Annotated in this window: 19 protein-coding genes; 8 read left to right on the forward strand and 11 right to left on the reverse strand. The window is 72.6% G+C overall.

Annotated elements, in window-relative coordinates; all coding sequences use genetic code 11:
• Window positions 1-88: 88 nt before the first annotated feature.
• A complete protein-coding gene (locus tag ACIRQF_RS14050; protein WP_389750821.1) occupies window positions 89-916 on the reverse strand; it encodes a class I SAM-dependent methyltransferase in 828 nt (275 codons plus the stop codon).
• Window positions 917-986: 70 nt separating this feature from the next.
• Between ACIRQF_RS14050 and ACIRQF_RS14055 the strand changes: the two genes are divergently transcribed.
• Both ACIRQF_RS14055 and ACIRQF_RS14060 read left to right on the forward strand, forming a co-directional pair.
• Entirely contained in the window at window positions 987-2,858 is a 1,872-nt protein-coding gene (locus ACIRQF_RS14055) for a prolyl oligopeptidase family serine peptidase (protein ID WP_404092056.1), read from the forward strand.
• Between the two features lie 23 nt (window positions 2,859-2,881).
• Window positions 2,882-3,622 (forward strand): SURF1 family protein, encoded by a 741-nt coding sequence (locus ACIRQF_RS14060; RefSeq protein WP_382477021.1) that lies wholly within the window; start codon window positions 2,882-2,884, stop codon window positions 3,620-3,622.
• Window positions 3,623-3,819: 197 nt separating this feature from the next.
• Here ACIRQF_RS14060 and ACIRQF_RS14065 read toward each other — a convergent pair whose 3' ends face one another.
• The 4 genes from ACIRQF_RS14065 to ACIRQF_RS14080 form a co-directional block, all read right to left on the reverse strand.
• Window positions 3,820-4,938, reverse strand: a complete 1,119-nt coding sequence (locus tag ACIRQF_RS14065; protein WP_382477019.1) for a hypothetical protein — start codon at window positions 4,936-4,938, stop codon at window positions 3,820-3,822.
• Window positions 4,935-5,522 carry a SigE family RNA polymerase sigma factor gene (locus tag ACIRQF_RS14070; RefSeq protein WP_376627608.1) on the reverse strand — a complete coding sequence of 196 codons (588 nt, stop codon included), beginning with the start codon at window positions 5,520-5,522 and terminating at the stop codon, window positions 4,935-4,937. Before ACIRQF_RS14070 ends, ACIRQF_RS14065 begins: the two co-directional genes overlap by 4 nt.
• 430 nt (window positions 5,523-5,952) lie before the next feature.
• A complete protein-coding gene (locus ACIRQF_RS14075; protein WP_376626788.1) occupies window positions 5,953-7,005 on the reverse strand; it encodes an aspartate-semialdehyde dehydrogenase in 1,053 nt (350 codons plus the stop codon).
• A gap of 16 nt (window positions 7,006-7,021) precedes the next feature.
• Window positions 7,022-8,293 carry an aspartate kinase gene (locus ACIRQF_RS14080; protein WP_376626790.1) on the reverse strand — a complete coding sequence of 424 codons (1,272 nt, stop codon included), beginning with the start codon at window positions 8,291-8,293 and terminating at the stop codon, window positions 7,022-7,024.
• A 235-nt stretch (window positions 8,294-8,528) separates the two neighbouring features.
• Here ACIRQF_RS14080 and ACIRQF_RS14085 point away from each other — a divergent pair, with 235 nt between their 5' ends.
• The 3 genes from ACIRQF_RS14085 to ACIRQF_RS14095 are packed head-to-tail and all read left to right on the forward strand — an operon-like array spanning window position 8,529 to window position 11,061.
• On the forward strand, window positions 8,529-9,413 hold the full coding sequence (locus tag ACIRQF_RS14085; protein ID WP_404092060.1) for an ABC transporter substrate-binding protein: 885 nt from the start codon (window positions 8,529-8,531) through the stop codon (window positions 9,411-9,413).
• Window positions 9,410-10,312 (forward strand): amino acid ABC transporter permease, encoded by a 903-nt coding sequence (locus ACIRQF_RS14090; protein ID WP_404092062.1) that lies wholly within the window; start codon window positions 9,410-9,412, stop codon window positions 10,310-10,312. Before ACIRQF_RS14085 ends, ACIRQF_RS14090 begins: the two co-directional genes overlap by 4 nt.
• On the forward strand, window positions 10,309-11,061 hold the full coding sequence (locus ACIRQF_RS14095) for an amino acid ABC transporter ATP-binding protein (RefSeq protein ID WP_403518960.1): 753 nt from the start codon (window positions 10,309-10,311) through the stop codon (window positions 11,059-11,061). The genes ACIRQF_RS14090 and ACIRQF_RS14095 overlap by 4 nt, the downstream gene beginning before the upstream one ends.
• A gap of 274 nt (window positions 11,062-11,335) precedes the next feature.
• On the opposite strand, the gene ACIRQF_RS14100 is transcribed toward ACIRQF_RS14095, so the two are convergent.
• From ACIRQF_RS14100 to ACIRQF_RS14110, 3 genes are all read right to left on the reverse strand, one after another.
• Entirely contained in the window at window positions 11,336-11,989 is a 654-nt protein-coding gene (locus tag ACIRQF_RS14100; RefSeq protein ID WP_376626796.1) for a DUF5063 domain-containing protein, read from the reverse strand.
• A gap of 47 nt (window positions 11,990-12,036) precedes the next feature.
• Entirely contained in the window at window positions 12,037-12,636 is a 600-nt protein-coding gene (gene recR / locus ACIRQF_RS14105) for a recombination mediator RecR (protein WP_376626798.1), read from the reverse strand.
• Window positions 12,637-12,720: 84 nt separating this feature from the next.
• Window positions 12,721-13,056: a YbaB/EbfC family nucleoid-associated protein gene (locus ACIRQF_RS14110; protein WP_376627612.1), complete on the reverse strand. Its 336-nt coding sequence runs from the start codon at window positions 13,054-13,056 to the stop codon at window positions 12,721-12,723.
• A 278-nt stretch (window positions 13,057-13,334) separates the two neighbouring features.
• Here ACIRQF_RS14110 and ACIRQF_RS14115 point away from each other — a divergent pair, with 278 nt between their 5' ends.
• A complete protein-coding gene (locus ACIRQF_RS14115; protein WP_404092840.1) occupies window positions 13,335-14,063 on the forward strand; it encodes an SLATT domain-containing protein in 729 nt (242 codons plus the stop codon).
• 93 nt (window positions 14,064-14,156) lie between these two features.
• Here ACIRQF_RS14115 and ACIRQF_RS14120 read toward each other — a convergent pair whose 3' ends face one another.
• The 3 genes from ACIRQF_RS14120 to ACIRQF_RS14130 all read right to left on the reverse strand — a co-directional run bounded on the left by ACIRQF_RS14120 (window position 14,157) and on the right by ACIRQF_RS14130 (window position 17,075).
• Window positions 14,157-14,810, reverse strand: a complete 654-nt coding sequence (locus tag ACIRQF_RS14120) for a hypothetical protein (protein ID WP_382477011.1) — start codon at window positions 14,808-14,810, stop codon at window positions 14,157-14,159.
• A gap of 108 nt (window positions 14,811-14,918) precedes the next feature.
• Window positions 14,919-15,623, reverse strand: coding sequence for a GntR family transcriptional regulator (locus tag ACIRQF_RS14125; RefSeq protein WP_376626802.1), 705 nt, complete (start codon window positions 15,621-15,623; stop codon window positions 14,919-14,921).
• A gap of 90 nt (window positions 15,624-15,713) precedes the next feature.
• The gene (locus ACIRQF_RS14130) at window positions 15,714-17,075 is read right to left on the reverse strand and encodes an aspartate aminotransferase family protein (protein ID WP_376626803.1); all 1,362 of its coding nucleotides are present in this window, start codon (window positions 17,073-17,075) and stop codon (window positions 15,714-15,716) included.
• Between the two features lie 370 nt (window positions 17,076-17,445).
• On the opposite strand from ACIRQF_RS14130, the gene ACIRQF_RS14135 reads away from it, so the two are divergent.
• Window positions 17,446-18,072: a DJ-1/PfpI family protein gene (locus ACIRQF_RS14135; RefSeq protein WP_404092069.1), complete on the forward strand. Its 627-nt coding sequence runs from the start codon at window positions 17,446-17,448 to the stop codon at window positions 18,070-18,072.
• Window positions 18,073-18,546, forward strand: a complete 474-nt coding sequence (locus ACIRQF_RS14140) for a MarR family winged helix-turn-helix transcriptional regulator (protein ID WP_404092072.1) — start codon at window positions 18,073-18,075, stop codon at window positions 18,544-18,546.
• The last annotated feature ends 10 nt before the right edge of the window (window positions 18,547-18,556 follow it).

Consider the following 18,556-nt stretch of genomic DNA (forward strand, 5'->3'; position numbering starts at 1 on the left):
TCCGGCGGGCGGACGCGCCGTCGTCCGGCTCACGCCCGCCGCCAGGGGGTGACGCGGGGTGCACCCGGCCTGATCGCCGAGTCGCCCGTCAGGCCTTCGAGGCCCTGATCGAGTACATCAGCGGGATGCGGGGCCGGTCGGCCGGGAGGCGGTAGTAGCCGTCCTCGTGCCGCGTGAGCGCGCCGAAGCGCGGGAACAGCGTCACGTCGTGCTCGTGCAGGAACTCGATCCGCAGCCCCGCCTTCGCGATGGCCGTGACGACCTCGCCGACCGGGTGCACCCACTCCACACTGCGGTTGTGGACGGTGTCGGCGTCGAGGTCCGCGTAGGTGCCGGACGAGGTGTCGACCCACGGCTCGCGCACGAAGTAGTCGTTGATCAGCCGGGTCGCCGTCTCGTCGTCGAAGGAGTCGGTGATCGGGTGGAACTCGGCCACGTAGAGGAAGCCCCCCGGCGCCACCAGCGAGGCGGCGGTCTCCGCCCACCGTTCGAGGTCGGGGAGCCAGTTCAGCGCCCCGCCGCCGGTGTAGACGACGTCGTACGAGGAGTCCGGCACCGCCTCGGCCGCGTCGTAGACGTCGGCGGCCACGAACGCGGCACGGTCCGGCGTGAGCCCGAGGTCGGTCGCCAGGGAGCGGGCGACCTCCACGGCCGGCTCGGAGAAGTCCAGGCCGACCACGCGCTCCGCGCCGTGCCGGGCCCAGGACAGGGTGTCCAGGCCGATGTGGCACTGGAGGTGCAGCAGCGAGCGTCCCGAGACGTCACCGACCTCCGCGAGCTCGAAGTCGCGCAGCGCGTCCTTGCCGGCGCGGAAGGCGTCGAGGTCGTAGAACTCGCTGGCGACGTGGAGGGGGACGCGTTCGTCCCAGCGGGCCCGGTTGGCCGCGTGCCAGTCGTCGGGGGTGGGTGCGTACATGCCAGGGAGGTTATCCACAGGCTACGGACGGGGCGAACGATTTGTCGGCCGGGCGGAGCATGATGGCTCCATGACTGAGCGCAAGGACGACACCACGGCCGCCGGCACGGACACCGGCGGCGCTTTCGAGGACTTCGCGGCGGCCCCGGCCTGGGAGCGGCGCTTCCGCGCGCCGCGGGTCTCGCTGCCCGAGTGGGCCGAGGAGGCCCCGGACCGCTCGCTGTTCGTGTCGAACGCGACGGGGACGTACGAGCTGTACGCATGGGACCGCGCGACCGGCGCACAGCGTCAGGTCACCGACCGGCCGAACGGCACGACGGACGGCACGCTCAGCCCGGACGGGCGGTGGGTCTGGTGGTTCGCGGACACCGACGGCGACGAGTTCGGCGTGTGGATGCGCCAGCCCTTCGCCGGCGGGCCGGACGAGCCGGCGGTGCCCGGGCTCGCCGCCTCCTACCCGGCCGGCCTCGCCCTCGGGCGGGACGGCACGGTCGTGGTCGGCCGCTCCACCGACGAGGACGGCTCGACCGTGCACGTGCTGCGCCCGGGCGCCGAAGCCCCGGTGGAGATCTACCGGCACCGGGAGTCGGCCGGCGTCGGCGACCTGTCGCACGACGCGCGTCTGATCGCCGTCGAGCACACCGAGCACGGGGACGCGATGCACTCGGCGATCCGGGTGCTGCGCGCGGAGGACGCCTCGGTGCTCGCCGAACTCGACGACACCAAGGGCGGCACGGAGGAGCTGGGCCTCAGCGTGCTCGGCTTCGCCCCGGTGGCCGGCGACACCCGGCTGCTCGTCGGCCACCAGCGGCGCGGCCGCTGGGAGCCGATGCTGTGGGACGTGGCCACGGGTGCCGAGACCGACCTGCGGCTCGACCTGCCGGGCGACGTGTCGGCCGAGTGGTATCCGGACGGCTCGGGTCTCCTGGTGGTGCACGGCTTCGAGGCCCGCAGCGAGCTCTGGCGGTACGACATCGCCACCGGCGCCCTGATCCGGGTGGAGACCCCGGCCGGCACGGTGTCGAGCGCGACGGCCCGCCCGGACGGCTCCGTGGAGTACCTGTGGTCCTCCGCCGCCCTGCCGCCGGTCGTGCGCTCCACGGACGGCTCGGTCGTCCTCGACCCGCCCGGGCCCGCGGCGCCGCCGTCGGTGCCGGTGGAGGACGTGTGGGTGGAGGGCCCCGGCGGCCGGGTGCACGCCCTGGTGCAGCGCCCGGCGGAGGGCGAGGGTCCGTTCCCGACGGTCTTCGAGGTGCACGGCGGTCCGACCTGGCACGACAGCGATGCCTTCGCCTCCGGCCCGGCGGCCTGGATCGACCACGGCTACGCGGTCGTGCGGGTCAACTACCGCGGCTCCACGGGCTACGGCCGGGAGTGGACGGACGCCCTCAAGCACCGGGTCGGTCTGATCGAGCTGGAGGACATCGCCGCGGTCCGCGACTGGGCGGTGGCGAGCGGCCTCGCCGACCCGGAGCGGCTGGTCCTGGCGGGCGGCTCGTGGGGCGGCTATCTCACCCTGCTCGGCCTCGGCACCCAGCCGGACGCCTGGGCGGTGGGCCTGGCCGCCGTGCCCGTCGCCGACTACGTGACGGCGTACGAGGACGAGATGGAGGCGCTCAAGGCCCTGGACCGCACCCTGCTCGGCGGCTCCCCCGAGGAGGTCCCGGAGCGGTTCGCCGCGTCGTCGCCCCTGACGTACGTGGACGCCGTGAAGGCACCGGTGCACATCTCGGCCGGGGTCAACGACCCGCGCTGCCCGATCCGTCAGATCGACAACTACGTGGACCGGCTGGCCGCCCGGGACGCCGTGCACGAGGTGTACCGGTACGACGCGGGGCACGGCTCGCTGGTGGTGGAGGAGCGGATCAAGCAGGTCGCGCTCGACCTCGACTTCGCCGCCCGGCACCTGGGGACACCGGGGACCCGGCCGACCGAGGCGTGAGCGCGCTTGCGTACCGTGGGGGTGTGTACCGGTTCCTGAGAACGCCCCGCTGGTGGGGGATCAACGTCTTCGTCCTGCTGGCGATCCCGTTCTGCGTGTTCATGGGGACGTGGCAGATGGGCAAGTTCGAGGAACGCGTCGCATCCCACGAGGAGGCCGAGCGGCGTCCCGACCCGGAGGCCCGGCCCGCCGAGGCGCTGGACTCGCTGCTGCCGGTGGACAAGGAGACCTCGGGCCGGATCGCGCGGGCCAGCGGCCGCTTCGGGCAGCAGTTCCTGGTGCCCGGCCGCGAGCTCGACGGCCGTGACGGCGCGTACGTGCTGACGCTTCTGCGGACGGACGGCGGCCGGGCGCTCCCGGTGGTCCGGGGCTGGCTGCCGCGGGGCGCGCAGGCACCGGCCCCGCCGTCCGGCGAGGTCACGGTGACGGGCGCGCTGCAGGCCTCGGAGAGCGCGGGCAGCAAGGGCGTGCGCGCGGCTGGCGGGCTGCCCGAGGGACAGCTCGGGATGATCAGCGCCGCCTCGCTGGTGAACGTGGTGCAGGACGACGTCTACGACGCCTGGATCACGCTGACCCACTCCCCCGCCGGGCTCACCCCGGTGCCGGCGGCGGCCGCCGCCGGCACGAGCCTGGACATGAAGGCCTTCCAGAACCTGGGCTACACGGCCGAGTGGTTCGTCTTCGCCGGCTTCGTGGTCTTCATGTGGTTCCGGCTGCTGCGCCGCGAACTGGACGCCTCCCGGGACGCCGCCCTCGGGCTGTAGGCCCGGCGAAGGGTTCCGGCTGCTGCGGGACGCGAACCGGACGCCTCCCGGGACCGCCCTCGGGCCGCAGGCCCGGCGAAAGATTCCGGCTGCTGCGGCGAACCGGTCGGCCGCGAACCGGACGCCTCCCGGGACCGCCCTCGGGCTGCAGGGCCCGGCGAAGGGTTCCGGCTGCTGCCCGGCGAACCGGGCGCCGCTCAGGACGCGTCCAGGACCCCGGTCCGGTAGATCGTGCCCGCGCACGCGTTGGGGATGGTCGCGGCCGCCACCGGGCCGCCCGGATCCGCGGTGTGGGTGACGTCGACGCTGCCGTCCGCCGGGGTGCCGTCCGTGACGAGCTGCGTGGAGACGGTGTTCTCGTTCGGGCCCGTGCCGGTCGAGCCGGTGGCCCCGCCGCTCGACGCGGAGCCGCCGCCCGTCGTCGGGGTCGGTGTCGGCGTGGGACTCGGCGGCGTGGTCGGGCAGGTCTCGCTGGGGACCCAGGCGAACCGCACCTCGTAGGCGTTGTCCGGGGTGAGGATCAGCGAGGCCGACTCCTGCGAGGGGTCGGGCAGCCCGCTCGCCGCGTCCCCGGTGGTGTGCGCGACGACCGCGATCTTCGACGCGTCGGCCGCACCGCGCGTCGCGAAACCGACCCGGCCGGCCCCGCCGACCACACAGTCGCGACCGGAGACGTTGGCGATGCGGAAGGTCCCGTAGACCTTGCCGCTCGGGTCGGGGGCGCCCGTCTGCACCGAGCTGACGCCCAACTGGTCGGCCGCGCAGACCGGACGCGTGTCCGGGGCGCCGTCGGACGGGGTGCCGGCGCCGCCGGTGCCGCCGGGGTCCTGCGCCGACGCGGTGGGCTTCCCCGCCGCGCCCCCGGCGGAGCCGCCCGGGCTGGGCGCCGCGGTGCCGGCGGGCGGGTCGGCGCTCTTCTGACCGCCCTCGATGCCGGTCTCGGTTCCGGTGCCGCCCTGGGCCTGCTCGCCGTGCCCGGCGTTGACCGCCTTGTCGGCGGAGATGCCGCCCGAGGAGGCGACGTGCACCAGCGCCGGGACGGCCGTGCCGACGAGCACGGCCGCGGCGGCCATGCCGACGACCGCCTGCCGCTTGCGGGCCCGGCGGGCGGGAACGGCGCGGCGCAGGTGTTCGAGCGCACCGTCGGAGGGTTCGAGACCGGACACCGCGCCCTGGAGCAGCCGCCGTAGCGCCAGCTCGTCGGGCGTGCCGTTCTCCGGCGCTTCGTTCACCATCCCGCGTCCACTCAGATCGTCCCGGTCACCGTGCTGGTCGTGCTGGTCCTGCCGGTCGTCCCCGGCCGACGGCCCGCTCATGACGCGGCCTCCATGGCGACGCGCAGCGCGGCGATGCCCCGGGAGCCGTAGGCCTTGACGGAGCCGAGGGAGATCCCGAGCGTCTCCGCGACCTGTGCCTCCGTCATGTCCGCGAAGTATCGCAGCACGAGGACCTCCCGCTGGCGCCTCTGGAGGCCGCGCATGGCCTTGATCAGCGCGTCCCGCTCCAGCTGGTCGTAGGCGCCCTCCTCCGCGCTGGCCATGTCGGGCATGGGCTTGGAGAGCAGCTTGAGGCCGAGGATCCGCCGGCGCAGCGCGGAGCGGGAGAGGTTGACCACGGTCTGGCGCAGATAGGCCAGGGTCTTCTCGGGGTCGCGCACCCGGTTGCGCGCCGAGTGGACCCGTATGAAGGCCTCCTGCACGACGTCCTCGCAGGAGGCGGTGTCGTCGAGGAGGAGCGCGGCGAGCCCGAGCAGCGAGCGGTAGTGCGCGCGGTAGGTCTCGGTGAGGTGGTCGACGGTGGTACCGGCAGCCATCGTGTCGTCAGCGCCCTCGCGGGGCGCCGGAATGCCGCTCACGGCGGACGGACGGGTCCTCATGGGCACGGGCGCGATCACCGGCATGCCGCCGACCGGGCGCGGCCGCCTGAGCGGGCGCACCGCGGTGCTGTGCAGCGGGATGACCGCTGCGATGTCGAGTACCTCTGCCACGCCTGTTGGACACGCTTCCCCCCGTCAGGGTTGTACGCGCACGGCACCGGTTTTGACGGCGCGTCGTATGCCCTCATTGCGTACCCGTTCTCCCCGATGCCCCGTTTGCGCAGCGTGCTCCACGTCACATGACCCTGGGTGCACGCGAAGACGCTCCCGCCCGACCACCGGTTGCAGAGGGGACGGAACAGCATCGTCGTCCAGGACATATGACCTGATCAAGAGCCATCTGAAGCCGATTTGCTCACAGGGCTTTCACAGATCCTACAAACTTCAACGGTGAGGCGATGCCGATTTCCGGACACCCCGGAAAGTCCGGACCACCGGATCCGGCCACGCCCCGTCAGACGCGCTCCTCCGCGATCCGCTCCGCGATCTGAAGGGCGTTCAGCGCGGCACCCTTGCGCAGGTTGTCGCCGCACACGAAGAACTCCAGGCACCGCTCGTCGTCCATCGACCGCCGCACCCGGCCCACCCAGGTCGGGTCGGTGCCCACCACGTCGGCCGGGGTCGGGAAGTCGCCCGTGGCGGGGTCGTCGTACAGCACCACACCGGGCGAGGTCGCCAGGATCTCGTGGGCGCGCGCGACGGTCACCGGGCGCTCGAAACGGACGTGCACGGAGGCCGAGTGGCCGGTGACGACCGGCACCCGGACGCAGGTGGCGGCCACGCGCAGGGCCGGCAGGCCGAGGATCCTGCGGGTCTCCTCGCGGACGGCCAGCTCCTCGGAGGACCACCCGTCGGCGGCGGGCTCCCCGGACCAGGGCAGCACGTTGAGGGCGAGGGGCCCGGGGAAGGGGCCGGTGTGGTCGCGGACGGCCCGCCGGACGTCGCCGGGGTGCGTGCCGAGCTCGCGGCCGGTGACCACGGCCAGCTGCTCGCGCAGCGCGCCCGTCCCGGCCCGCCCGGCGCCGCTGGCGGCCTGCTGGGCGGTGACGACCAGTTCCGTGAGCCCGAACTCGGCGTGCAGCGCACCCACGGCGACGATCAGCGCCAGGGTCGTACAGCCGGGGCTCGCGACGATGCCGCGCGGCCTCATGCGGACGGCGTGCGCGTTGATCTCGGGCACCACGAGCGGTACGTCGGGGTCGGCCCGGAAGGCCGTGGAGGTGTCGACGACCACCGTGCCCTTGGCGGCGGCGATCGGCGCCCAGCGCGCGGCGACGTCGTCGGGCACGAGGAACAGGGCGAGGTCGACGCCCGTCAGGTTCTCCTCGTTCAGCACGAGGACCTCGCTCTCCTCCCCCCGCACGGCGGCCTTGGAGCCGGCCGAGCGGGAGGAGGCGAGGAGTCGGATCTCGCCCCAGACGTCCGCGTGGTGCGTGAGCATCTGGAGCAGCACCGCGCCCACGGCCCCGGTCGCTCCCACGACCGCGAGCGTCGGTTTGCCGCTCATCGGAGGTGTCCCCCGGTCAGCGGCCGGTGCCGCCGTACACGACGGCCTCGTCCGAGTCGCTGTCCAGACCGAAGGCGGTGTGGACGGCGCGCACGGCCTCGTTGACGTCGTCGGCGCGGGTGACGACCGAGATGCGGATCTCCGAGGTGGAGATCAGCTCGATGTTGACGCCCGCGTCGGACAGCGCCTTGAAGAAGTCCGCGGTGACGCCCGGGTTCGTCTTCATGCCGGCGCCGACGAGGGAGATCTTGCCGATCTGGTCGTCGTAGCGGAGCGAGTCGAAGCCGATCACGGGCTTCGTCTTCTCCAGGGCGTCGATGGCCTTGCGGCCCTCGGCCTTGGGGAGGGTGAAGGAGATGTCCGTGAGTCCGGTCGAGGCGGCGGACACGTTCTGCACGATCATGTCGATGTTGATCTCGGCGTCCGCGACGGCCCGGAAGATGGCCGCGGCCTCGCCCGGCTTGTCCGGCACGCCGACGACCGTGATCTTGGCCTCGGAGGTGTCGTGGGCGACACCGGAGATGATGGCCTGCTCCACCTTCAGATCCCCTGTCGGTTCGTTGCTGACCCACGTGCCCTGCAGCCCCGAGAAGGAGGAGCGGACGTGGATCGGGATGTTGTAGCGGCGTGCGTACTCGACGCACCGGTGCAGCAGCACCTTGGAGCCGGAGGCGGCGAGCTCCAGCATGTCCTCGAAGGAGATCCAGTCGATCTTCTTCGCCTTCTTCACCACGCGCGGGTCGGCCGTGAACACGCCGTCGACGTCCGTGTAGATCTCGCAGACCTCGGCGTCGAGCGCGGCGGCCAGGGCGACGGCGGTCGTGTCGGAGCCGCCGCGGCCCAGGGTGGTGATGTCCTTCTTGTCCGCGGACACGCCCTGGAAGCCGGCGACGATGGCGATGTTGCCCTCGTCCAGCGCCGTACGGATACGGCCCGGCGTGACATCGATGATGCGCGCTTTGTTGTGGACCGAGTCGGTGATGACACCGGCCTGGCTGCCCGTGAACGACTGGGCCTCGTGGCCCAGGTTTTTGATCGCCATGGCCAACAGGGCCATGGAGATCCGCTCTCCGGCGGTCAGCAGCATGTCGAACTCACGCCCGGCCGGCATCGGGGATACCTGCTCGGCGAGATCGATCAACTCGTCCGTCGTGTCGCCCATCGCGGAGACCACGACGACCACCTGGTGGCCGTTCTTCTTGGCTTCCACGATCCGCTTGGCGACGCGCTTGATGCCTTCGGCATCGGCAACGGAGGAGCCTCCGTACTTCTGCACGACAAGGCCCACGTGCGCTCCTCGCTCAGTCCTAGCCACAGCTGGCACTGCGGTCGGCTCAGTCTAACGAGGGACACGGAAACACCCTCGGTATATCGCATGCTGAGATACGCGGCTCAGAACGTGATCACCGCTTGCCCGACCCGCCGGCAACACCCCCGTCACGTCCCTTCAACAAACGTTTCGCCATACGAGACGCCACCTTTGTGACCTGGACAGACGCCCCTGCGGGTGCCAATCTCCGGGCATGCGTCCACGTCACAGCCTCACCCTGGCAGCGGCCTCCGTCCTCGTCGCCCTCGCCGCGTCCGGCTGCGCACCGCAGCCCGAGAGCACCGGCGGCCCGTCCGCCGCCGCTTCGGGCGCCGGGAAGCCCGCGTCCTGCGCCCCCGGCACGCTCGCCACCGAGGCCAAGGGCAAGCTCACCGTCGGCACCGACACGCCCGCCTACGCCCCCTGGTTCCAGGACGACGACCCGGCCAACGGCAAGGGCTACGAGTCGGCCGTCGCCTACGCCGTCGCCCGGAAGCTCGGCTTCGCCGAGGGCGACGTCGTCTGGCAGAAGGTCGCCTTCAACAACGCCTTCGCGCCCGGCGAGAAGACCTTCGACTTCGACATCAACCAGGTGTCGATCAGCGAGGACCGCCGCAAGGCCGTGGACCTCTCCACCGGCTACTACGACGTGCGCCAGGCCGTCATCGCCCTCAAGACCTCCAAGGCCGCCAAGGCGACGAGCCTCGCCGACCTGAAGGGCGCCAAGCTCGGCGCGCAGGTCGGCACGACCAGCCTCGACGTGATCAACCAGCAGATCAGGCCCGAGCAGCAGCCGGCCGTCTTCCAGAAGAACGACCTCGCCAAGGCCGCCCTCAAGAACGGCCAGGTCGACGCGATCGTGGTGGACCTGCCCACCGCCTTCTACATCACCGGCGCCGAGGTCCCCGAGGCCGAGGTGGTCGGCCAGTTCGACACCGCGGGTGCCGCCAAGGAGCAGTTCGGCCTGGTCCTCGACAAGGGCTCCGCGCTCACCTCCTGCGTCTCCCGGGCCGTCGACGCCCTCCGTAAGGACGGCACCCTCGCCGCCATCGAGAAGCAGTGGCTGTCCGAGGCGGCGGGCGCGCCGGTGCTCAAGTGACCGTCACGAAGGAGGACCCGCTCGAAGGGCCGGTCGGCGACGCGCCCGAGGAGGCGTACACCCCGTCCGCGCGGCGGATCGAGCGCGAGCGCTACAAGCGCTCCCGCACCCGCCGCGCCACGGCGGTCGCCGCCCTCAGCACGGCCGTCACCCTGGCGGTGCTCTACTTCGTCGTCACCGGCTCTCCCGGCTGGCCGCGCACGAAGGAGACCTTCTTCAGCGCCGCGTACGCGCGCCAGGCGCTCCCCCAGGTCCTCGACGGCCTGTGGCTCAACCTGCGCCTGCTCGTGATCTGCGGCGCCGTCACGCTCGTGCTCGGCCTGCTGCTCGCCGTCGCCCGCACCCTGCGCGGCCCGGCGCTGTTCCCGCTGCGCGCCCTGGCCACCGCGTACGTCGACTTCTTCCGCGGCCTGCCGCTCATCATCTGCCTGCTCGCGGTGATCTTCGGCGTACCGGCGCTGCGCCTCCAGGGCGTCCCCACCGACCCGGTGGTCCTCGGCGGCGCGGCCCTGGTGCTGACCTACTCGGCGTACATGGCCGAGGTGTTCCGCGCCGGCATCGAGAGCGTCCACCCCAGCCAGCGCGCCGCCGCCCGCTCGCTGGGCCTGTCGAGCGCCCAGACCATGCGCTTCGTCGTGCTCCCGCAGGCCGTACGCCGGGTCGTGCCGCCGCTCCTCAACGACCTGGTCTCCCTCCAGAAGGACACCGGCCTGGTCTCCATCGCGGGCGCCGTCGACGCCGTGTACGCGGCGCAGATCCTGGCCAGCAAGACCTTCAACTACACCCCGTACGTCGTCGCGGGCCTGGTCTTCGTCGTGCTGACCATCCCCATGACCCGCTTCACCGACTGGGTCACGGCCCGGATGAACCGGCGCCAGTCGCAGGGAGGCACGGTATGACCGGGACCCCGGTCCTCCGCCTGGAGTCCGTCCGCAAGACGTACGGCCCCACCGTCGTCCTGCGCGACGTCGACCTCGCGGTCCCGCAGCACACGGTCACCGTCCTCATCGGCGCCTCCGGCTCCGGCAAGTCGACCCTGCTGCGCTGCTCCAACCTGCTGGAGGAGATCGACGACGGCGCGATCTTCCTCGACGCCGAGGAGATCACCGACCCGCGCGTCGACGCCGACGCCGTCCGGCGCCGGATCGGCGTCGTCTTCCAGGCGTACAACCTCTTCCCGCACATGAGCGTGCTCGACAACATCACCCTCGCCCCGCGCCGCGTCCACCGGACCGAGCGCCGGGAGGCCGAGGAGCGGGCCCGCGAGCTGCTCGGCAGGCTCGGGCTCGGCGACAAGGCGGGCGAGTACCCGGACCGGCTCAGCGGCGGCCAGCAGCAGCGCGTGGCGATCGCCCGGGCGCTCGCGAGCCGCCCGCGGCTGCTGCTCCTCGACGAGGTGACGGCGGCGCTCGACCCGGAGCTGGTCGGCGAGGTCCTGAACGTGGTGCGGGACCTCAAGGAGGAGGGCATGACGATGGTCATCGCCACCCATGAGATGGGCTTCGCCCGGGAGGTCGCCGACCAGGTCTGCTTCCTGGAGAACGGTGTCGTCCTGGAGCGCGGCACGCCGGACGAGGTCTTCGGCGCCCCCGCGCACGAGCGCACCCGCCGCTTCCTGAGCCGCATCGTGGAGGCGGGGCGGCTGTAGGGAGGGGGCCGGGGCCGGCCGAGAACGGCTGCAGGGGGCCGGGTACCGGCCGAGAACGGCCGGAGGGGCCGACTGCAGCCGGGAAACAACGGACGAGTGGCCGGGGCCCGCCGGGGAGCGGCTCCGTCGGCCCCACAGCCGGCGGCCGGCACGGGACCGCCCGCAGGTTCGCAGGGAGGCCCAAGGCGCTGGAACCGCCTCCGCGAGCAGCGGCCGGAGTCGGGCCGCGGGCTGGGGCCGCGAGCGGCCCCAGCCGTCGAGCGGCCCCCGGCCGTCAGCCCTTCGGCCGGCCGAGGCCGCCCAGCTCCGCCGCCATCACGCGGCCCGCCTCCTCCGCGAGGTCGTCCTCCGTGAGGTCCTCGTCCGTGTCGAGCCCGTCGAGCGCGGCGAGCGGCTGGTCGAGGCGCACATGGGCGACCAGCGACTGCAGGGCGCGCAGGGTGGCGGAGGCGGTGGGGCCCCAGTTCGTGAAGTACGAGAACTGCCACCACCACAGTGCCTCGCTGGTCCGGCCGCTCCGGTAGTGGGCGAGGCCGTGCCGCAGGTCGAGGACGATGTCGGCGAGGTTGTCGGAGATCCGCGCCGGCACGGGCGCCTTGCGCGGCTCGTACGGGTCGAAGACCTCGGAGAAGACGTCCACCGGCTCCAGCATGACCGCGAAGCGCTCGCGCAGGTCGTCCACGTCCATGTCGGGGCCCGCGTCGGGCTCGTAGCGCTCGTCCGGGACGATGTCCTCGTGCGCGCCGAGCCGGCCGCCCGCGAGCAGCAGCTGGGAGACCTCCAGGAGCAGGAACGGCACCGCGCTGTCGGGCTCGTCGCCCTTGGCGACCTCGGTCGTCGCGACGATGAAGCTCTCGATCGAGTCCGCGATCTGGACGGCGAAGTCGTCCGGGTCCTGCGTGATGGAGTGCAGCGTGGCGTCAGACATCGAGGAGCCTCCCTGAGAGTGCGCCGTCGTGCGCACGGACCCGGTCGTCATACATCTAGCAGCCGCCGCCCCTCGAAGGCACGCCCCAGGGTGACCTCGTCGGCGTACTCCAGGTCGCCGCCGACGGGCAGACCGCTGGCGAGGCGGGTCACCTTCAGGCCCATGGGCTTGATCATCCGCGCCAGGTACGTCGCGGTGGCCTCGCCCTCCAGGTTCGGGTCGGTGGCCAGGATCAGCTCCGTGACGGTGCCGTCCGCGAGGCGCGCGAGCAGCTCGCGGATCCGCAGGTCGTCCGGCCCGACGCCCTCGATCGGGCTGATGGCGCCGCCGAGCACGTGATAGCGCCCGCGGAACTCTCGGGTCCGCTCGATGGCGACGACGTCCTTGGGCTCCTCCACCACACAGATGACCGTCAGGTCCCGGCGCGGGTCACGGCAGATGTTGCACTGCTCCTGCTGGGCCACGTTGCCGCAGATCGCGCAGAACCGGACCTTCTCCTTGACCTCCAGGAGCGCCTGGGCGAGCCGCCGCACGTCGGTGGGCTCGGCCTGGAGGATGTGGAAGGCGATCCGCTGCGCGCTCTTGGGACCGACGCCGGGCAGCCTGCCCAGTTCGTCGATGAGGTCCTGAACCACGCCTTCGTACAACGGAACGCCCTTCTCGGGAGTGCTTGATTCTTACGGTAGTGGCTGGAAACCAGCCGCAGAAGGTGTACGGGAAAGCTGTCCGGATCAGAAGCCCAGGCCCGGCATGCCGCCCAGGCCCTGCGCCAGCGGACCCAGCTTGGCCTGCTGGAGCGCCTGAGCGTTGTCGTTGGCGGCCTGCACGGCCGCCACGATCAGGTCCGCGAGCGTCTCGGTGTCCTCCGGGTCGACCGCCTTCGGGTCGATCACCAGGCCGCGCAGCTCGCCGGAACCGGTCACGGTCGCCTTCACCAGGCCGCCGCCCGCCTGCCCGTCGACCTCGGTCCGCGCGAGCTCCTCCTGGGCACGGGCGAGGTCCTGCTGCATCTTCTGCGCCTGCTGGAGGAGCTGCTGCATGTTGGGCTGGCCACCACCGGGGATCACGGTCACTCACTCCTGCTGGTCTGCGTACGCGGATGCGGATGTCGGTAAGCCGAGCCTACGTGGTCCCCGAGCGGGGTGCCGCCACAACACTTTCGAGTGAGAAACTGCGGGCTCCTCTACCTGATCAACACCCTCTTGCGGGCGGAAATCCCGGGATTCCGGGCCCACAGCCCACCATTCGGCGGTAGGAAGGGCAGGCACCACGTGCACCGCACGTCACAGAAGGACACGAGCGCTGAGCTGAACAGAGGAGTTCCCCGGTGAGCCAGCAGCCGGACATGCAGCCGCAGCCGGGGAATCCCGAAGGACCGGGCAGGCCCGAGGGCCCGGCCCCGCACCGCGACCTGACCGGATCGCCCTTCCCGCTGGGCGACTGGGGCGAGCCCGCCGAACGCCTCGACGAGCTCTACCGCTGGGTCGAGTCCAACGCGCTGCGCACCGCCGAGTGGTATCTCTCCGACCGCGTCCGGAAGCGCCGCTGCGCCCGCGCGCTGCGCGTCGGCACGGCCCTGGGGGTGATCGCCGGTGCCGCGCTGCCCCTGCTCGACCTGACCGGCGCCGCCGACGGGACGGCCGGCTGGGGCTACGTGTCCCTGCTGCTCGGCGCGGCCTGCCTGGCCTGCGACCGCTACTTCGGCCTGACCTCGGGCTGGATAAGGGACGTGGCCACCGCGCAGGCCGTGCAGCGGCGGCTGCAGGCGCTCCAGTTCGACTGGGCCTCGGAGAGCGTGCGCGAGGTCCTGGGCCCCACCGAGGGCACGGCCAGCGAGGCCGCCGAGCGCTGTCTGGGAGTGCTGCGCCGCTTCTCGGAGGACGTGACGGAGCTGGTGCGGGCCGAGACGGCGGACTGGATGGTCGAGTTCCGCTCGGGCCCGGCGCCGCTGGCCCTGCAGTCGGTCGGCACGACCCCGGTCCGCCCGGAGAGCGGCCAACCCTCCGGCCGTTTCCCCCTGCCGCCGGGCACCCGCCCGAACATGCCGCGCCAGCGGCCGCCGGAGCCGCGCTGAGGCCCGTACGGGTGGGCGCCCGTAAGGGTGGGCCCGTACGGGTACGGCGGGCCCCTGGCCGGATCCGTACCCGTACGGGAGGGGGGCGACGCGTCAGCTGAGGATGATCATGGAGCCCTGCCCGAGGCTCCGGGTCGCCGCCGCGTGCAGCCCGAGCCACACGTGCCGCTCCCGCGCGAAGGGGCTGTCGTCCTGGTACGCGACGGGGGCCGCGGGCTCGTCCAGGGCGGTGGGCCGCTCCGGGGGCCGCGGCGCCGCCGGCGGGTTGGCCGGGTCGATGCCGATCGCGGGCGCGACGAACTCCAGCTCGCGCAGCAGCCCCTGCGAGGAGCCGAGCGGGCCGCCGCCCTCCAGGAGCTGGTCGTTGGACAGGGGGACGGGGAAGTCGACCGGCACGTAGGCACCGGCGTGGTCGTAGTGCCACACCAGGTGGGACTGCTGCGCGGTCGCCTCGAACATCTCCAGGAGCTGCTCGTAGTCACCGCCGAGCTCACCGACCGGTTCGACGGGCAGCCCGCACATCTGGAGCAGGTAGGCGCGGCGCAGGAAGTGCAGGGCCTCGTAGTCGAACCCGGCGACCGGGGCGACGTCCCCGGAGAGTCCCGGCATGTACGCGTAGACGGGCACGGTGGGCAGGCCGGCCGCGGTCAGGGCGTGGTCGTAGACGGCGATCTCTTCGGCGAAGGGGTTGTCGGGGCTGTGGCACAGCACGTCGACGAGGGGGACCAGCCACAGGTCACAGGCCAAGGGAGGCTCGCTCTCCGTCAGTTGCGGGGTCGGGTGCAGGGACGGCCAGGGTAGTCGGGCCTTCACGCCACGCACACCCGCTGGGTGCCTGCCCCTGGAAGAGCGTCCTCAACCCGTCCGGCCGGAACGCCGGTCCAGCCGGTCCGCCCACTCCAGCGAGCGCGCGTTGTAGTCACGTACGACCGCGACGGCACCCTCGGCGTCGCCGCGGGTGATCGCGTCCACCAGCTCGACGTGCCCGCTCCACAGCCAGCCCACCAGATCGCGGTCGGAGCGCAGGTACGGCACGGAGAAGACCCAGGCCTGGACGCGCAGCCGGTGCAGGAAGTCGGCGATGTGGTCGTTCGAGGAGACCAGCCGGCCCAGCTCGCGCCAGTAACGGATGTCGTAGCCGATGAGGACGTCCAGGTCGCCGGCCCGGGCGGCGCGGGCGGCCGCCTCGCCCCGGCGGCGTATCGACACCAGCGCGACCCCGTAGGAGAGGTCGGGTTCGCCGGGCCGGGGGTGCCGGGCGTCACGGCGGAAGATGCCGTCGACGACGAGCATGCGGGCCTCGACCATGCCCCGGTAGTCGTCCACCGAGAACTCGTGCACGCGGAAGCCGCGGTGCTGGTCGGAGTCGAGCAGCCCCTGCGCGCACAGGTCGACGAGGGCCTCGCGCACCGGCGTCGCGGACACGCCGTACTGCTCGGCGATCTGCTTGACGGTGAATTCCTCACCGGGCTGGAGACGCCCCGCGAGGACCTCGTCACGCAGCGCGTCCGCGATCTGCTGCCGCAGGGTGTTGCGGGTGACAGCTCCGCTCGCGGGCATAGTGGTCGGCCCCCTCCGTCCGGCTCCCGGACACCCTAGTCCAGACCGCGGAGAGGGCCGATCAGGTCACGCAGCGTGAGGCCGGAGGCCTCAGACCGTGTGCTCGTCCGCGACCGAGAGCGCCGCGTCGAGGGCCGCGAGACCCTCCTTGAGCTCCGCCTCGGAGACGTTGCAGGCGGGGACGACGTGCGTTCGGTTCATGTTGACGAAGGGCCACACGCCGTTCTTCTTCGCCGCGGCGCCGAAGGCGGCCATCGGCGCGTTGGCCTCGCCGGCCGCGTTGTACGGCACGAGCGGCTCGCGGGTCTCCTTGTTCCTGACCAGGTCGAGCGCCCAGAAGACACCGAGACCGCGCACCTCGCCGACCGACGGGTGGCGCTCGGCGAGCTCGCGCAGGGCGGGGCCGATGACGTTCTCGCCGAGGTGGGCGGCGTGCTCGACGACCTTCTCGTCCTCCATCACCCGGATGGTGGCGACGGCGGCGGCGCAGGCGAGCGGGTGCCCGGAGTAGGTGAGGCCGCCGGGGTAGGGGCGGGTCTCGAAGGTGGCGGCGATCCGCTCGCTGATCGCGACGCCGCCGAGCGGGACATAGCCGGAGTTGACGCCCTTGGCGAAGGTCATCAGGTCGGGCACGACGTCGAAGTGCTCCGCGGCGAACCACTTGCCGGTGCGGCCGAAGCCGGCCATGACCTCGTCGAGGACGAAGACGATGCCGTACCTGTCGCAGATCTCGCGGACGCCGGCGAGGTAGCCGGGCGGCGGGGTCATGATGCCGGCGGTGCCCGGGACGGTCTCCAGGATGATCGCGGCGATGGTCTGCGGGCCCTCGAAGGCGATGGTGTCCTCGAGGTGGGCGAGGGCGCGCTCGCACTCCTGCTGCTCGTTCTCCGCGTAGAACGGGGAGCGGTAGAGGAACGGCGCCCAGAAGCGCACGACGCCCGCGGAACCGGTGTCGGAGGCCCAGCGGCGCGGGTCGCCGGTCAGGTTGATCGCGGTGGAGGTCGCGCCGTGGTACGAGCGGAAGGCCGAGAGCACCTTGTGGCGGCCCGTGTGCAGGCGGGCCATACGGACGGCGTTCTCGACGGCCTCGGCGCCGCCGTTGGTGAAGAAGATCTTGTTCAGGTCGCCCGGGGTGCGCTCGGCGATGAGGCGTGCGGCCTCGGAGCGGACGTCCACGGCGAAGGCGGGCGCGAAGGTGGCGAGCTTTCCGGCCTGCTCCTGGATCGCGGCGACGACCTTGGGGTGCTGGTAGCCGATGTTGGTGTAGACGAGGCCGCTGGTGAAGTCGAGGTAGCGGTTGCCGTCGTAGTCCCAGAAGTACGAACCCTCGGCGCCGGCGACGGCGAGCGGGTCGATCAGGCCCTGGGCGGACCAGGAGTGGAACACGTGCGCGCGGTCGGCGGCCTTGACGGCCGCTCCGGCCTGCGGGTCGGGTACGACATGAGGGGTCATGGCTCCGAGGGTAAGGAAGCGCAGGTGGAGCGGGCCATGGCCATCTTGTCCACCGAGACCGGGACGGACGAGACAGATTGCCGGGAGCGCGTTCCGCGACGGATTCCGTAGGGACTCGGACGGGGGCTCGGGCGGGGGCTCGACCAGGGACTCGACCGTGAGCCCCCAGGGCTGGCTGGAACGTGGGCTCCGCAGGGATCCACCGTCGCCCCCCAGGGATCCACCGTTGGCCCCCCAGGGGCTCGACCGTGGGCCCCAGGGGCTCGACCGTGGGCCCCAGGGGCTCGACCGTGCGCTCCCCAGGGACTCGACCGTGACCTCGACCGGGGCGCACATTGACAGCAAGCTGTCATGGTGACAGTCTGCTGTCATGACCGAGATCGAGGCACCCACGACCGTCCACCTCGCCGTCTACGACACCCTCGCCGACTGGGAGACGGGCCACGCCACCGCCTGGCTCGTCAGGGCCGGCTACACGGTCCGGACCGTCGGCCCGGACGACCGGGCCGCCGGGGAGCCCGTCACGACCCTCGCGGGCATCCGCGTCCTCCCCGACCTCACCCTGGCCGACCTGGACCCGGCGGACAGCGCGCTGCTGATCCTGCCGGGGGCCGAGAAGTACGACGAGGGCGACGAGCTCGCCCCCTTCACCGCCAAGGCCCGCGCCTTCCTCGACGCCGGCGTCCCGGTCGCCGCGATCTGCGGCGCCACGGCCGGCCTCGCCAGGGAGGGCCTGCTCGACGGCCGCCGCCACACCAGCGCCGCCTCCTTCTACCTGGACGCCACCGGCTACGCGGGCGGCAAGCACTACGTAGAGGCGGACGCGGTCACCGACGGCGACCTGATCACGGCGGGCCCGACCGAGCCGGTGGCCTTCGCGCGCGAGATCTTCGCCCGGCTCGGCGCGTACGAGGGCAAGCGGGACGCCTGGTACCGCCTCTTCCACGACTCGGACCCGGCGGCCTTCGCCGAGCTCCACGCGGACGATGATGCGTAGATGACCCGAGCACAACAGGACGCGCTCAGCCGCACCGCCCTGAGCGTCTTCCGCCTCAACGGCCAGTTCCTCGCCGTGTCGGAGAAGCTGGCCGAACCGGCCGGCCTGACCGCCGCCTGGTGGCAGGTCCTCGGCGCCGTCCTCCCCGAACCGCTCCCCGTCTCCGGCATCGCCCGCGCCATGGGCATCACCCGTCAGAGCGTCCAGCGCGTCGCCGACCTCCTCGTACGCGAGGGCCTGGCGGCCTACGAGCCGAACCCGGCCCACCGCCGCGCCAAGCTCCTCGCCCCGACCGAGACGGGCCGCGCCGCCGTCCGCCGCATCGACCCGGGCCACGCGGAACTGGCCGCCCGGCTCATGCAGGAGCTGGGCGGCCAGGAGGCCTTCGACGAGACGGTACGGGTCCTCGACCGGCTCAGCCGGGCGCTGGAGGCCGTGGACGGGCCGGACGCGCCGGACAGAATGCCGGAGTGACGGAGTCCGC

Source organism: Streptomyces sp. NPDC101191 (assembly GCF_044767915.1).
Classification (GTDB): Bacteria; Actinomycetota; Actinomycetes; order Streptomycetales; family Streptomycetaceae; genus Streptomyces.